Here is a 13,586-nt window from a genome sequence, read left to right as displayed (position 1 = left end):
GTCCGGGAGCGACTCTGGAGCCTGTTGATGTCCACTCTCGGTAATTTGCTGGCCGAAAACACGATGCTGCCCGGCAATGCGGTGGACCACCTCCATGCGGTGGTGGGGGAGTGGCAACTGCTCGCCGACTTGTCCTTTGCCGACTACCTGATGTGGGTTGCCCGAGACGATGGCGCCCTGGTCTGTGTGGCGCAATGCCGGCCCAACACAGCGCCGACGGTTCTGCAGACCGACGCGGTGGGCAGCGTCGTCGAAGCCGATCGGCTGCCGCTGGTCGCCGAGACGTTCGCCTCCGGTAGCGCCCGGCGTGACAGCGATGCCGACCAACAACACTTGGGCCAGCTGCCTAGGCCGAGCATCGAGGCCTCCCCGGTGCGCTACGGCGATCAGGTGGTCGCGGTGTTGACGCAGCATCAAACCGCGGTCGCCGCCGAACGCGCGTCCGGACACTTGGAGAGCGCCTACCGCGACTGCGCCACCGACCTGCTGCAGATGTTGGCCGAGGGCACCTTCCCCGATGTCGGTGACGTCGCCATGTCGCGTTCGACGCCGCGGGCCGGTGACGGCTTCATCCGCCTCGATGTCGACGGTGTCGCCATCTACGCCAGCCCCAACGCGTTGTCGGCCTACCACCGGATGGGTTTGACCACCGAGTTGGAGGGCCACGAGCTGATCGAAGTGACCCGGCCGCTGATTTCGGATCCGTTTGAGGCCGAAGAAGTGGCTGAGCACGTCCGAGATCTGCTGGTCGGTGGCAGAAGTATGCGGATGGAGGTCGACGCCGGAGGCGCGACGGTACTGCTGCGTACTTTGCCCTTGGTGGTGGGCGGTGTCAGCGCCGGAGCCGCCATTCTCATTCGTGACGTCACCGAGGTGAAGCGCCGGGACCGGGCCCTGATCTCCAAGGACGCGACAATCCGCGAAATTCACCACAGGGTGAAAAACAACCTGCAGACCGTTGCTGCGTTACTGCGGTTGCAGGCCCGACGCACCACCAATGCCGAGGGGCGAGAGGCGCTGATCGAGTCGGTGCGCCGGGTTTCGTCGATCGCGTTGGTGCACGACGCGCTGTCGATGTCCGTCGATGAGCAGGTCAACCTCGATGAGGTCATCGACCGGATCTTGCCGATCATGAACGATGTGGCGTCAGTGGATAGGCCGATCCGGATCAACCGCGTCGGTGACCTCGGCGTGCTGGACTCCGATCGCGCGACCGCCCTGATCATGGTGATCACCGAGTTGGTTCAGAACGCGATCGAGCATGCATTTGATCACGCGGCTCAGGGGGCGGTGACCATTCGGGCCGAGCGCTCGGCGCGCTGGCTCGATGTTGTGGTGCACGACGATGGACGTGGCCTTCCCTCCGGTTTCAGCTTGGAGAAGTCCGACAGCCTGGGCCTGCAGATTGTGCGCACCCTGGTGTCAGCGGAGCTGGATGGCTCGCTGGGGATGCGAGAAGCGCCCGGGCGAGGTACCGACGTGGTGCTTCGAGTGCCAATCGGTCGCCGGGGCCGGCTGCTGGCCTAATGCAGCGCGCAACAGTACGGCCCCGACGCGTTGTCGGGGCCGTACAGTTGCGTACCGAGTTGTCAGACTCCGCTGCGGGCCTTGGTCCGTGCGTTGCGGCGCTTTAGGGCGCGTCGCTCGTCTTCGCTCATACCGCCCCAGACGCCCGAGTCCTGGCCCGTGTTCAGGGCCCAGCTGAGGCAATCGGTGGTCACAGGGCACCGATTACAGACCAGTTTCGCGTCAGCGATCTGCGCGATTGCCGGACCGCTGTTCCCAACCGGGAAGAACAGCTCCGGATCTTCGTCACGGCAGACCGCCTTGTGGCGCCAATCCATTAGTCACTACTCCTCACTAAGTGCGCAGCAATGCGCACAGCCGATTTTTCCTTGGCGGTTAACGATGTGCACAAGAAAAGGTTTCTGTAGCCCTACATGTCTTCGCATGCAACCTTTTGATCGTTTCACAGGCTTCGCAGATGTCAATAGTGTTACGTGAGCGCGTGGGCTATCTCACTTTGGTGATCTCTTACCAAAGCCCTTATACAGTTGTACTACACTGCCCCGTCGGTTGAGGGTAGATTGGCTGTCGCAACCTTGTCACGACTTGGTTTTTCCCAGCTCAGCAGGGATTTTTGGGGGGAGGGGCGACCACCGCCACCGCTTCCGGAACGGCCCTGAACGTCATGGTTTGGCGCACCCCAAGGTAGTCCCCGTCGAACTGACAGGCCACCGGCGCGGCTGTGCTGGTAACACGCAGGCTTGGGACGTCGTCGTCGCGGACGAGGCGTTTGCTGTCGAACTTCGGTCGTTTGGCCAACATCTGCCGCAGCAGCCGCAGCGTCGGGATCGTCTTCATGTTCCTCATGGCAAACACTCCGAGGCCCGTTTCGAAGGTGCAGCCCGGATTGGTCCACACCGGCCGGTTGCCCACGAAGGTCCAGGGACTGGCGTTGGACACGAAGACAAAGCTCACCTCCGTGACCGGTTCACGGCCCGGAATCTCCAGCTTGAGTGCGGGTTCGCGGCCGGCGTTGGACAGCATGGCGGGCACCGTCGCGCGGACATAGCGCCAGGGGGTGACTTTCCTGCCGCCGTCGCGCTCGGCTTCTACCGCGGCGACCACCTCGGCGTCCACGCCCATGCCGGTGTTGAAGGCGGCCCAGCGCTCGCCGCAGTCGATCAGTCCGATTCGACGCCACTGCGGGCGGCGGCGGTAGTCATCGAGCAGCTGAAGCAGCTGGTTGGTGGCGGCAACGGGGCCGTGCGAGATCCCGAGCGACCTGGCCAGGACGTTTGCCGAGCCGCCGGGAATGACCGCGATGGCCGGCAGCGGGCCGGTCGGGGTTGAGCCGGGGCGGCCCAGGACTCCGTTGATCACTCCGCTTACCGTGCCGTCGCCGCCGTGCACAACCACCAGGTCCACGCCGGCGGCGGCGGCCGCTTCGCCCAGCTCGGTGGCGTGGCCACGATGTTTGGTGTGTTCGATGTCGAGATCCAGGCGGCCCTTGAGCGCGTTGACCACCAGTTCGCGATCCGCCGGTGTGATGGAGGTGGCGGTTGGGTTGACGATCAACACGGCGCGCATGAGGCATGAGCCTAGGCCGTGTAAACCTGCTGCGTCGGTGTCGTCTGTTTCGGGTTAGCCGCGCCATCGGACGCCCCGGCGCCGTGAGTGCGCCTCGGCGTGGCCCCACGACTACGCTGAGGCTGTGACTGTGCCAGCCCCGACCCCCATCCGCGGCGCTGGAGTGGTCGTGGCGGTGCAGGGGACCGCAGGGCTGATCGTGGCGGCGGTGTTGGCAGTGCGCGGGCTCGCAGGGGCCGATCAGCGCCTGGTCAACGGCCTGGGCACCGCGGTGTGGTTTGTCCTCATCGGTGCCGCGGTGCTGGCCGCTGGATGTGCTCTGGTGGCCGGTAGGCGCTGGGGTCGGGGGCTGGCCGTGGTCACCCAGCTACTGCTGTTGCCGGTTGCCTGGTATCTGACCGCTGATTCGCACCAGCCGGTGTTCGGCATTCCGCTGGGGGCCGTGGCACTGACCGTGTTGCTGCTGCTGTTCAGCCCCCCATCGCTGCGCTGGGCCGGCGCCGGGGATCAGCGGGGTCCGGCCAGTGCCACCAAATCCGGGCCAGACAGCCGGTAGGTGGTCCATTCGTTCTGCGGCTGCCCGCCGACGGCGTCGTAGACCGCAATGGCATTGGAGTTCCAGTTCAGCACCGCCCAGGACAGCCGCGTGTAACCGTTGTCCAGGCATTCGGCGGCCAGCGTCGCCAGCAGCCTTCGGGCCAGCCCACGCCGGCGGAATTGCGGCCGCACGTAAAGGTCTTCCAAGTAGATCCCGGCGGCGCCGTCCCAGGTGGAGAAGTTCAGAAACCACAGCGCCATCGCCGCGATCTGACCGTCGATCTCGACGATGTGTCCCCGCACCGTCGGCAGAGCTCCGAAAAGTGCTGTGAATATCTGCTTTTCGCTGACCGTGCATTGGTCGGCGGCGCGCTCGAACTCGGCGAGCTCGCGGATCATGGCGGTAATTTCAGCGGTGTCTTCCGGCTTGGCCCGGCGGATGTTCTCGGTCATTGTTTGACTCCTAGAGCGCTTAATATTGTGGCGAATTTCGTTGTGGTCTCGTCGACTTCGTCATCGGGATTGGATTCGGCGACAATGCCGCCACCGGCGTGCGCCAGCGCGGTGCGCCGGTCGGCTGACAACTGTGCGCAGCGAATGGACACCACCCAGTAGCCGTCACCGCCCGCGTCGCACCAGCCGACTGTTCCCGCGTAGAAACCGCGGTCGCCCTCCAGCGAGGCGATGAGCTCGCTGGCGGCGTTCGTCGGCACACCGCCCACCGCGGGGGTGGGGTGCAGTGCCAATGCCAGATCGATTGCCGTAGTTGCGGTATCGCGCAGTTTACCAATGACTGGAGTGCACAGATGCCAGACCGCGGCGGTACCGGTCAGTTCGGGCTCCGGTGCGATTTTCAGCTCGTCGCAGAGCGGCTCCAGCGCCTCGCGCATGGTGTCGATCACCAGTTGATGCTCGTGTCGGTTCTTGGCCGAACCGGCCAACGCCGTCGCGTTGGCGGCGTCGATCTCCGGATCCGCGGAGCGTGGCGCGGAGCCGGCGAAGGGTTGGCAGGTGACCTGATCGCCGAATCGGGCGACCAGCAGCTCGGGGCTGGCGCCCACCAGGGCCGCTCCGGTGTAGCAGTCTCCAGCCGCGGTCAGGTCGACCAGATAGCCGTAGGACGTGGGGTCGGCCGCCATCAGCCTGCGCAGGACGACTCGAGGGTCCAGAGCGGTCTCCGCGGTCAACTGCAGGGCCCGCGCCAGCACCACCTTGTGCAGCAAGCCCTGCGGTGCGGTCAGCTGATCTCGCGCGCGGGTGATCCGGGCGCGGTGTTCGGCAAGTGGCGGCACCGCGGCGCTGATGCGCACCCTGGGCGGCGCTTCGGTGGGCCAGTCGGGCAGCCCCGTCTCGCGTCGCACCGACGTCGGCACCATCAGCGCCGCTGGTTGGCTTACGTCGAAAGGCAACGCGCCCAACAACATTGGTGCTGATCCTGAGCGCAGTGCGGCCTGGGCCGCCGCAATTGCGGAGTAACTGGTACGCACCCCTTCGGCAATCAGATTTCCCCGGGGCCCGCACAGTGCGAACGGCGGTTCGCTGGCTCTCAACTGTCCGAAAACCCTTTCAATCCGAGCGCGCTCAGCTGACGCACCCCGTGCTCGAATCCGCAAATGGCGATGGAAGCGGTGGGCATGTAGAACCGGCTGCCTTCGACCAATGCCAATTCGACCCAACGCGTTGTCACCGACCGGGAGAAGTGGCTGTGGCTGGCGAACACCACATCACGTGAAGTCATGTGTTCCAGCGCAAGTGCGATGGCCCGGTCGGCGCGCTCAGTGACCTGCTGCACGGATTCCCCGCCGGGGCATCCGTGCGTCCAGACCAGCCAATTCGGCTCGAATTCGCGGATCTGCGGCGTGGTCAGGCCTTCGTAGGAACCGTAATCCCACTCGGCGACCAGTTCGGAGACCGTATCGACGGTCAGCCCGGCCAACTCGGCGGTGGCCAGGGTTCGCTTGCGGGGACTGCTGATCACCAGCGGATTGTCGAGTTCGAGCTCGTTGAGCGCCCGCCCAGCCAGCTCCGCTTGCGCGCGGCCGGTTTCGGTCAGCTCGATGTCGGTTCGACCCGTGTGCTTGCCCGATTTCGACCATTCGGTGTCGCCGTGGCGGAGCAGCAGGAGTCGGTGGTTGTGCACGCCCATGCCGAACGATTGTGCCGGACGACATGCCGGACCCATCGCCCCAGCCAGACTGACGAGTACATGCCAGGATGACACTGTGACAGAGATCCGGGTACTGGCGGTGGCCAACCAGAAGGGCGGAGTGGCCAAGACGACGACGGTGGCCTCCCTCGGCGCGGCAATGGTGGACAAGGGACGGCGGGTGCTGCTGGTCGATTTGGATCCGCAGGGGTGCTTGACCTTCTCGCTGGGCCACGACCCCGACAAACTGACGGTGTCCGTGCATGAGGTGTTGCTCGGGGAAGTCGAGCCGAGCGCCGCGTTGGTGACGACGCTGGAGGGAATGACGCTGCTGCCGGCCAACATCGACTTGGCCGGCGCCGAGGCGATGTTGTTGATGCGGGCCGGTCGTGAGTACGCGCTCAAACGGGCGCTGGCCAAATTGTCGGACGAGTTCGACGTCGTCATCATCGACTGCCCGCCGTCGCTGGGTGTGCTCACGCTCAACGGGTTGACGGCCGCCGACGAGGTCATCGTCCCGCTGCAATGCGAGACGCTGGCGCACCGCGGCGTGGGACAGTTCCTGCGCACGGTCTCCGACGTGCAGCAGATCACCAATCCAGACCTACGGTTGCTGGGCGCCTTGCCGACGCTGTACGACCCGCGTACCACCCACACCCGCGACGTGCTGCTTGACGTCGCCGATCGGTACAGCCTGGCGGTGCTGGCGCCACCGATCCCACGCACCGTGCGATTCGCCGAAGCCACCGCGTCGGGTTCGTCGGTGCTGGCCGGACGCAAGAACAAGGGCGCGCTGGCCTATCGCGAGCTGGCGCAGGCACTGCTCAAACACTGGAAGACCGGCAAGCCCCTGCCCGCCTTCACGGTCGAGCCCTAGCCGCGCCCGGGCACCCCGACACTCAGCCGAGCGCCACCACGGCGTCGCCGCGTTGCTCGATCACCGTGGAACCCACCACGACCGTGATCACCGCCGAGGTGTTCGGCTGTCGGTCCACCGGGATGTAGCGAATGCTGGCGCCGCTGACCGGGTCGTAGACACCCAAGGCGCCGGTGACCGGTACCAGCAGCTGGCCGGCCATCATCACCCCCGGGCCCAGGGGCGCGGCCGTGTCACCGGCGGCGATGGTGTACCGCTGGGTCAATTTTCCGGTGTTGAAGACCAGCAACGCATCGCCGGTCCACCAGGTCACCAGGTTGCCGGTCTGAGACACCACGGCCGCCGGTGACGGGGGTTTGGGCAGCAGGGTGCTTGCCGTGGTGGTTCCGGTTTCGTCGATCACCTCGACGTGGGGTTGCGGCGATGGAAGGTACACCGCGGTGTTGTTCTGCGAGACGATCAGCACGCGTGCGCCCGACCCGGCGCGAATCCCGGGCTCGGGCACGATCCGTTGCTCGGGTTCGTCTTCTTCCTTGCCGGGGCGCAGCAGCACCAGCCGCAGGTCCGCCTGGTCCTGGCAGGCTTCGAGCACCGAGACCGCCGAAGAGCTCGCCGCGGCCGACTCCAGCGTGCATCCGGAGTGCAGGCCCCGGTTTGCCGGTTTCACCCGAGCGTCGGTCTCGCCGTAGGACAGCATCCGAACCATGTCGGACCGCCACAGTTCCAGGCGGGTGCTGCCGGCCGACAGCACCGTGGTGCCATCGGAGGACAGCCGCACCTTTGGGTCCGCGTAGCTGCTGCGGGCGGGGCCGCGACGACCGGTCGATCCGTCGATGGTGCTCACCTGGCCGCAACCACGATCATCGCGGTACACCGCGACGGCATAGCGATACACCCAGCTCACGCCGCACAGGTCGGTGTCGCGCGAGTAGCTCCACAGCGTCTCACCGGTGGTCGGGTTCCGCCCTTCCACCAGGCGTCCCGCGCCGGTGGCCACGGTCCCGCCCGCCACCACCGGCACGCGGGTGGCCGGGCTGTTAGCCGTCCAGAGCTGCTTGAGCGTGCCCGGCACCTCCCGGGCGGGGCTCGGGTTGGGTGCCGGAGCGGCGGCCGGCCGGCTGACGGTCGCCCGCGCATCACTGGTCCACCAGATCAGCAACGTGACGAGCGCGATGACCACCACGATCGCTGCGGCGGCCAGGATGTCACCCCTGGTGCGCCGTTCCGGCTTCACCATGCGTGGGTGCAGGTTCAGTTAGCCGATGCGGCGGCGTTGTCTTGGACGCCGGCCGGCTTGCGGCGGCGGCGACGGCGCCGGGTGGCCCCGGCGTTGCCGGACGGAGAGCTCGCACCGAAACCCGACCCCGTCTCGGTGGCCGTCTCGCCACTGGCCACCGGCGTGGTGGCGGGATGTCCGGTGACCGGCTTGCCGCCGCGGGTGCGCCGCCGGCGCCCAGCGTCCGAGCGCGCACGCCCCGACTTCTCGCCCTGCTGGTCGTCCTGTTTTTCCGTCGTACGGGGCTTGGACCCGGACTTGCTCGGCGGGCCGACGGTGCCAGCGGCATCGGTCGGGATCGACAGCTCGGTGTAGAGATGCGGCGAGCTGGAGTACGTCTCGGCCGGGTCGGGTGAGCCCAGGCCCAATGCCTTGTCGATCATCGTCCAGCGGGGCAGTTCATCCCAATCCACCAGCGTGACGGCGACGCCGGTGCGGCCGGCCCGGCCGGTGCGCCCGATGCGGTGGACGTACATCTTCTCGTCCTCGGGGCACTGGTAGTTGATGACGTGGGTGACGTCGTCGATGTCGATACCGCGCGCGGCGACATCGGTGGCCACCAGCACGTTGACGCTGCCGCTGCGGAAGGACTTGAGGGCCTTCTCGCGGGCCACCTGTCCGAGGTCACCGTGCACGGCGCCCACCGCGAAACCGCGCTCGTTCAGCTCGTCGGCAACCTTCTGCGCGGTGCGCTTGGTGCGGGTGAAGATCATCGTCGCGCCCCGCTCCCGAGCCTGCAGCACCCGGGTGACCAGCTCGACCTTGTCCAGGGCGTGGGCGCGGTAGACGAACTGCTCGGTGGTGTCGTGCACCGCCAGCGAGTGCGGCGCCTCGGCCCGGATGTGGGTGGGCTGGATCATGAAGGTCCGCGCCAGCGTGATGATCGGGTCTGGCATGGTCGCCGAGAACAGCATCGACTGCCGGTCCGCGGGAATCTGGCGCAGGATGCGCTCGATATCGGGCAGGAAGCCCAAGTCGAGCATCTCGTCCGCTTCGTCGAGGACCAGCACGGACAATCCGCCCAGCTGTAGATGGCCCTGCTGGCTCAGGTCGAGCAGCCGGCCGGGGGTGCCGACCACGACGTCAGCGCCGGCCCGCAGGGCCTCGATCTGCGGCTCGTAGGCGCGTCCGCCATAGATCGAGACCACCGACAGCGGGCGCTGGTCGCCGGTCTCGGTGGTGGCGGTGAGGTACTTGGCGGCCACCGCCAGGTCCTCGGTGACCTGCAAGCACAGCTCGCGAGTGGGGACCACGACCAAGGCGCGGGGGGCGCCGGTCAGCGGTCGCACGCCGGTTCCGGAGCTGACCCGCTGCAGCAGCGGCACGCCGAACGCGAAGGTCTTGCCCATGCCCGTGCGGGCCTGGCCGATCAGATCGTCTCCGGCCAGTGCCAGCGGCAGGGTGAGTTCTTGGATGGCGAAAGGACACTCGATGTCCCGTTCGCCCAGTGCGCGTACTATTTCGTCGCGAACTCCAAGTTCAGCAAATGTTTTTGGGGTTGTTTCGGTTGTGCTTTTCAGCGCAGTCATACGGGAGTGAAGAGCCTTTCGGTGACAGTATCGGTATTTATTGGTCGGTCATCTCAATCGCGGTTCATCGCGCGCACGAGTTTCCGACTCCGATACGTCGCCGAGTCGCCGGCCCACCGCTCGTCTGGGCGGGGCCAGCTACGTGCACGCACATTGCACTGGTAGCGGCAGCACAAACATACGGCCGCTACCTAACCTTCATCATAGCTGGTCGGCTCACGGCCACCGGCTTTCCGTCGTTCTCGCCGACTAGAGTGTTGCCATGACTTCGCCCTCATCCGCCGATCAGGTGGCCGATTCGACCGGGCCACAGCTATCGGCGGATCACCCCGGCGTCAACGAGTTGTTCGCATTGCTGGCCTATGGCGAGGTGGCCGCCTTCTACCGGCTGACCGACGAGGCGCGGATGGCCCCGGACCTGCGGGGACGTATTTCGATGGCGAGCATTGCGTCGGCTGAGATGGGGCATTACGAGCTGTTGCGGGACGCGCTGGAACGGCGCGGTGTCGATGTGGTGCCGGCCATGTCCAAGTACGTCTCGCCGCTGGAGAATTACCACCGGCTGACCACGCCGAGTACGTGGCTGGAAGCCTTGGTGAAGACCTATGTGGGTGACGCACTGGCCGCCGATCTCTACCTGCAGATCGCGGGCGGGCTGCCCGATGAAGTTGCGGACGTGGTCCGGGCGGCGTTGGCCGAGACCGGCCACTCTCAGTTCGTTATCGCCGAGGTGCGTGCCGCGGTGACAACCAGCGGGAAACAGCGCAGTCGGCTGGCGCTGTGGTCACGTCGTCTGTTGGGCGAGGCCATCACGCAGGCCCAGTTCCTGCTGGCCGACCACGACGAGCTGGTCGACCTGGTGGTCGCCGGTACCGGTGGTCTCAGCCAGCTCGGCACGTTTTTCGAACGTCTGCAGCAGACGCATGACAAGCGGATGAGTGAGCTCGGCCTCGGCTGACTGCCCTCGGCGCTAGCGGGTGCACGTCGCGATGATCGACGTGTTGGTGGATGCCACCACCAGCTGTCCCTGCGCGTTGACAATCGCGCAGTTCAAACGGCCGTAGATGCTGGTCGCGACCACCGACTCGGTCTGCACGCCCGGGTTCAAGACCACCATCTTGGTCCAGGGCAGGGCCACATTGAACTCGGTGACGGGGAAGCCGCGTGCGTCGGTGTAGACGATGTTCACCATGTCCAGGAGCTGCTTGGTTCCGGTCACGCGATAGATGACGGTGCGCGGATTCAGCGCGGCCGAGGGGGGTTCGGCGGGTAGCGGCTGCATGCCCGGCAGCGGCGCCACGGCGGTGGGTGGCCACGTCGGCGCTGCGCCCGGTGGTGTCACCGTTGTGAAGGTTTCCGGGGGGAGTTGGGACGCGGAGGTGCCGGGGTCTGGCCTGGTGCTGGTGCTGGCGCTGGGATAGGGAGCCGTCCGCGGTGGCGCTGATGGCGCAGTGGTGCGCGGTGTCGTAGAGATGACTGTCCGCGGCGTCGGAACGCCAACCTTGCCCTTGGTGGTCGCGCTGTCGCCACTATTGATCACGAGCGCGGTCGTGATGGCGCCCAGGGCCACCACGACGCCCAGCACCGCGGCGACGGGGCGCCACCGGCGATCCGCCGGCCAGGCGAGGTCCGCATAGCTGTCTGGGTATTCGTCTTGGTCGTCTTGGCTGTCTTGGTAGCCGTAGTCGCTGTAGCCGCCATAGCTCTCATCGTCCGGGTAGTCCTCGACGTCCCGGACGGTGTCGTACTGGGTGTGAGCTGAGTTGCTGATGGGGCCGATGGTATCTACGCGACGGTGCCGCTTCAGGGCTGCGATGGCGTGTCGGGCCAGGTTAGACCCAATTGTGATGAACCAATCTGCTAGCCGTGACCTGCTGGTACGGGCCGACAGGCCGATGTGCGGCGCCTCGAACGCGTCTACTAGCCTGCTGCTGATACGTCGACGACGGAGTAGCAACGGAAGGGGCCCCCGTGGAGGTCAAGATCGGAATCACGGACAGTCCGCGCGAGCTGGTGTTCGGCAGCGCGCAGACGCCCGGCGAGGTCGAAGAACTCGTCAGCGCAGCGCTGCGTGATGACTCGGGCCTGTTGAGCTTGGACGACGAGCGGGGCCGTCGGTTCTTGGTCGCCGCCGCCAAGATCGCCTATGTCGAGATCGGAGTGGCCGACGCCCGTCGGGTTGGCTTCGGGGTCGGTGCGGAAGCGGCGCGCAGCTAAGACCGAGCCAGCGGCACGTGCGACAGTCCGCCCCAGGCGAACTGCACGGTGCCTTCGATGGCATCCGACTTGGAGATCGGCCTGTCGGAGTCCAGCCAGTATCGGGCGCAGTCGACGCTCATGCTGACCAGGGCTACCGCGATCATCCGCGCTCGGTGCGGGTCCAGCCCGGAATCGGCGCTGATCAGGGCGAACACCGCGTCGATGCAGGATTCGGTGGCAACCCGCACTTGCGCGGCGACCTCGGGTTCGGTGACGTAGTCGTTTTCGAAGATCAGCCGGTAACCCTGGCTGTCGTGCTCGATGAAGTCGAAGAACGCCTGAACCGCGGCATACAGCCGTCCCCGGTTGTCGGTGGTCGTGCGCAGAGCTTGCTGTACCCCGGCCACCAGCTTGTCCACGTGCCGATTCAATACCGCCAGATAGAGTTCGAGCTTGCTCGAAAAGTGTTGGTAAAGAACAGGTTTACTGACGCCCGCCCGTTCGGCGATCTCGTCCATGCCGGCGGCGTGGTAGCCGCGATCGACGAAAACGTCGCTGGCGACGATGAGCAGCTGGCCGCGTCGCTCGTCTCGGGGCAGTCGGTTACCGCGCGCTTTGGGGGTCGCGCCCTCAGTCGACCGCACGCGGTCGGCTGATCTGACGGCGCGGTGCTGCGCCGCCTTGGCGAGATCGCTCATCGGTCCTCATCTGCTTGTCGGCCACTTGCCAACCCCGCGGCCGCACTGTTTGTCGCAACGACATTACTACCCGCGCCGCCGGGTCGATCCTTACTGGACGCTATCGGTGCCGGTGGATAGTAGTCGGACGGTCCATTCGGGCGTGCCAGGGGTCTACTCAGCGATGGCTGTGCCATCCTGGGAGAATGACGCATCCGCGCCCGTCGCGCAGCTCCGGTCAGGTACCTGTGCTGCGTGATGAGTGGCGAGAGCCCTTACGGGCCCAACGTGACCCCCTCGGCCAGGCGGCCGGGCGGGCCCGCGTCGACCGGGACCGGCCGCGCCAGTGGCGCAAACAAAGCTGGCTGGGGCGCTTTGTGTCGACCTACGGGTGGCGGGCTTATGCCTTACCCGTTCTGATGGTGCTCACCGTGGTCGTCGGCTATCAGACGGTCACCGGGACCACGTCGCCGAAGCCGGCGGCGGCCGAGGCCGTTCATGACACGCCCAACATTGGTTCGGTCGGCACTTCCATCATCGACACGCCGCCACGTGGTCTGGCCACATTCGACGCGAATCTGCCCGCCGGCACGCTGCCGGCGGGCGGTCCCTATACCCAGGCGGGGGACAAGACTTGGCGGGTGGTTCCGGGTACGACACCGCAGGTGGGGCAGGGCACCGGCAAGGTGTTCAAGTACACCGTCGAAGTCGAGAACGGCCTGGACCCGACGATGTACGGCGGCGACGATGCGTTCGCCCAGATGATTGACCAGACGCTGGCCAATCCCAAGGGGTGGACGCACGATCCGCAATTTGCGTTCATGCGGATTGATACCGGAAAGCCCGACTTCCGCATTTCGCTGGTGTCCCCGGCCACGGTGCGCGAAGGATGTGGCTACGAATTCCCGCTGGAAACATCCTGCTACAACCCGTCCTACGGCCCGGACCGGCAGGCCAGGGTCTTCATCAACGAAGCCCGCTGGGTGCGCGGCGCCGTACCGTTCGAGGGCGATATCGGTTCCTACCGGCAGTACGTGATCAATCACGAGGTCGGTCACGCCATCGGGTACCTGCGGCACGAGGCCTGCGAGAAGCCGGGCGGCCTGGCCCCGGTGATGATGCAGCAGACCTTCTCGACGTCGGATGACGAGGCCGCGCCGTTCGATCCCGAATTCGTCAAGGCAGATGGCAAGACCTGTCATTTCAATCCCTGGCCCTACCCGATCGCCTGAGAGCGGCGGGGCGTCACCGT

15 protein-coding genes are annotated in these 13,586 nt (G+C 66.3%); 6 read left to right on the top strand and 9 right to left on the bottom strand.

Translation table 11 applies throughout. The features are described 5' to 3' along the window. Window positions 1-27: 27 nt before the first annotated feature. Window positions 28-1,527 (top strand): sensor histidine kinase, encoded by a 1,500-nt coding sequence (locus MMSP_RS21585; RefSeq protein ID WP_020788339.1) that lies wholly within the window; start codon window positions 28-30, stop codon window positions 1,525-1,527. A 62-nt stretch (window positions 1,528-1,589) separates the two neighbouring features. On the opposite strand, the gene whiB1 is transcribed toward MMSP_RS21585, so the two are convergent. Beyond that, window positions 1,590-1,844 carry a transcriptional regulator WhiB1 gene (gene whiB1, locus MMSP_RS21580; protein ID WP_012393205.1) on the bottom strand — a complete coding sequence of 85 codons (255 nt, stop codon included), beginning with the start codon at window positions 1,842-1,844 and terminating at the stop codon, window positions 1,590-1,592. 283 nt (window positions 1,845-2,127) lie between these two features. Then, complete coding sequence (locus tag MMSP_RS21575) at window positions 2,128-3,093, bottom strand: diacylglycerol kinase family protein (RefSeq protein WP_020727247.1); 966 nt, start codon at window positions 3,091-3,093, stop codon at window positions 2,128-2,130. Window positions 3,094-3,217: 124 nt separating this feature from the next. Here MMSP_RS21575 and MMSP_RS21570 point away from each other — a divergent pair, with 124 nt between their 5' ends. Next, on the top strand, window positions 3,218-3,649 hold the full coding sequence (locus tag MMSP_RS21570; protein WP_036426849.1) for a hypothetical protein: 432 nt from the start codon (window positions 3,218-3,220) through the stop codon (window positions 3,647-3,649). Here the strand turns inward: MMSP_RS21570 and MMSP_RS21565 are convergent. The 3 genes from MMSP_RS21565 to MMSP_RS21555 are packed head-to-tail and all read right to left on the bottom strand — an operon-like array spanning window position 3,601 to window position 5,776. Beyond that, entirely contained in the window at window positions 3,601-4,083 is a 483-nt protein-coding gene (locus tag MMSP_RS21565) for a GNAT family N-acetyltransferase (protein WP_011740496.1), read from the bottom strand. The two genes, MMSP_RS21570 and MMSP_RS21565, sit on opposite strands and share 49 nt — an antisense overlap. Continuing rightward, a complete protein-coding gene (locus tag MMSP_RS21560; RefSeq protein WP_152522471.1) occupies window positions 4,080-5,180 on the bottom strand; it encodes an isochorismate synthase MenF in 1,101 nt (366 codons plus the stop codon). Before MMSP_RS21560 ends, MMSP_RS21565 begins: the two co-directional genes overlap by 4 nt. Next, a complete protein-coding gene (locus MMSP_RS21555) occupies window positions 5,177-5,776 on the bottom strand; it encodes an acid phosphatase (RefSeq protein ID WP_015354888.1) in 600 nt (199 codons plus the stop codon). The genes MMSP_RS21560 and MMSP_RS21555 overlap by 4 nt, the downstream gene beginning before the upstream one ends. A 76-nt stretch (window positions 5,777-5,852) precedes the next feature. Between MMSP_RS21555 and MMSP_RS21550 the strand changes: the two genes are divergently transcribed. Continuing rightward, window positions 5,853-6,653, top strand: a complete 801-nt coding sequence (locus tag MMSP_RS21550) for a ParA family protein (protein WP_020788334.1) — start codon at window positions 5,853-5,855, stop codon at window positions 6,651-6,653. A 22-nt stretch (window positions 6,654-6,675) separates the two neighbouring features. Here the strand turns inward: MMSP_RS21550 and MMSP_RS21545 are convergent, their stop codons facing one another. Both MMSP_RS21545 and MMSP_RS21540 read right to left on the bottom strand, forming a co-directional pair. Beyond that, window positions 6,676-7,890, bottom strand: coding sequence for a hypothetical protein (locus MMSP_RS21545; protein ID WP_020788333.1), 1,215 nt, complete (start codon window positions 7,888-7,890; stop codon window positions 6,676-6,678). 14 nt (window positions 7,891-7,904) lie between these two features. Continuing rightward, complete coding sequence (locus tag MMSP_RS21540; RefSeq protein WP_020788332.1) at window positions 7,905-9,458, bottom strand: DEAD/DEAH box helicase; 1,554 nt, start codon at window positions 9,456-9,458, stop codon at window positions 7,905-7,907. 262 nt (window positions 9,459-9,720) lie between these two features. Between MMSP_RS21540 and MMSP_RS21535 the strand changes: the two genes are divergently transcribed. After that, the gene (locus MMSP_RS21535) at window positions 9,721-10,416 is read left to right on the top strand and encodes a ferritin-like fold-containing protein (RefSeq protein WP_012393214.1); all 696 of its coding nucleotides are present in this window, start codon (window positions 9,721-9,723) and stop codon (window positions 10,414-10,416) included. A gap of 12 nt (window positions 10,417-10,428) precedes the next feature. Here the strand turns inward: MMSP_RS21535 and MMSP_RS21530 are convergent, their stop codons facing one another. Further along, on the bottom strand, window positions 10,429-11,415 hold the full coding sequence (locus MMSP_RS21530; protein WP_020788331.1) for an MmpS family transport accessory protein: 987 nt from the start codon (window positions 11,413-11,415) through the stop codon (window positions 10,429-10,431). A 14-nt stretch (window positions 11,416-11,429) separates the two neighbouring features. Here MMSP_RS21530 and MMSP_RS21525 point away from each other — a divergent pair, with 14 nt between their 5' ends. Beyond that, window positions 11,430-11,675 carry a DUF3107 domain-containing protein gene (locus MMSP_RS21525; RefSeq protein ID WP_012393216.1) on the top strand — a complete coding sequence of 82 codons (246 nt, stop codon included), beginning with the start codon at window positions 11,430-11,432 and terminating at the stop codon, window positions 11,673-11,675. Here MMSP_RS21525 and MMSP_RS21520 read toward each other — a convergent pair. Further along, the gene (locus MMSP_RS21520) at window positions 11,672-12,355 is read right to left on the bottom strand and encodes a TetR/AcrR family transcriptional regulator (RefSeq protein WP_011740487.1); all 684 of its coding nucleotides are present in this window, start codon (window positions 12,353-12,355) and stop codon (window positions 11,672-11,674) included. The two genes, MMSP_RS21525 and MMSP_RS21520, sit on opposite strands and share 4 nt — an antisense overlap. Window positions 12,356-12,540: 185 nt before the next feature. Between MMSP_RS21520 and MMSP_RS21515 the strand changes: the two genes are divergently transcribed. Continuing rightward, a complete protein-coding gene (locus MMSP_RS21515) occupies window positions 12,541-13,566 on the top strand; it encodes a DUF3152 domain-containing protein (RefSeq protein ID WP_051153717.1) in 1,026 nt (341 codons plus the stop codon). Window positions 13,567-13,586 lie beyond the last annotated feature (20 nt).

This window comes from Mycobacterium sp. 012931 (assembly GCF_000419295.1).
GTDB lineage: Bacteria > Actinomycetota > Actinomycetes > Mycobacteriales > Mycobacteriaceae > Mycobacterium > Mycobacterium marinum.
This window is presented reverse-complemented; position numbering and strand designations above follow the sequence as displayed.

Bases quoted from the DNA above. Each gene is read 5' to 3' on its own strand.
- MMSP_RS21575 (WP_020727247.1), bottom strand. From the start codon at position 3,093: ATGCGCGCCGTGTTGATCGTCAACCCAACCGCCACCTCCATCACACCG.
- MMSP_RS21585 (WP_020788339.1), top strand. From the start codon at position 28: ATGTCCACTCTCGGTAATTTGCTGGCCGAAAACACGATGCTGCCCGGC.
- MMSP_RS21535 (WP_012393214.1), top strand. From the start codon at position 9,721: ATGACTTCGCCCTCATCCGCCGATCAGGTGGCCGATTCGACCGGGCCA.
- MMSP_RS21520 (WP_011740487.1), bottom strand. From the start codon at position 12,355: ATGAGCGATCTCGCCAAGGCGGCGCAGCACCGCGCCGTCAGATCAGCC.
- MMSP_RS21545 (WP_020788333.1), bottom strand. From the start codon at position 7,890: ATGGTGAAGCCGGAACGGCGCACCAGGGGTGACATCCTGGCCGCCGCA.
- MMSP_RS21555 (WP_015354888.1), bottom strand. From the start codon at position 5,776: ATGGGCGTGCACAACCACCGACTCCTGCTGCTCCGCCACGGCGACACC.
- MMSP_RS21540 (WP_020788332.1), bottom strand. From the start codon at position 9,458: ATGACTGCGCTGAAAAGCACAACCGAAACAACCCCAAAAACATTTGCT.
- MMSP_RS21565 (WP_011740496.1), bottom strand. From the start codon at position 4,083: ATGACCGAGAACATCCGCCGGGCCAAGCCGGAAGACACCGCTGAAATT.
- whiB1 (WP_012393205.1), bottom strand. From the start codon at position 1,844: ATGGATTGGCGCCACAAGGCGGTCTGCCGTGACGAAGATCCGGAGCTG.
- MMSP_RS21515 (WP_051153717.1), top strand. From the start codon at position 12,541: ATGACGCATCCGCGCCCGTCGCGCAGCTCCGGTCAGGTACCTGTGCTG.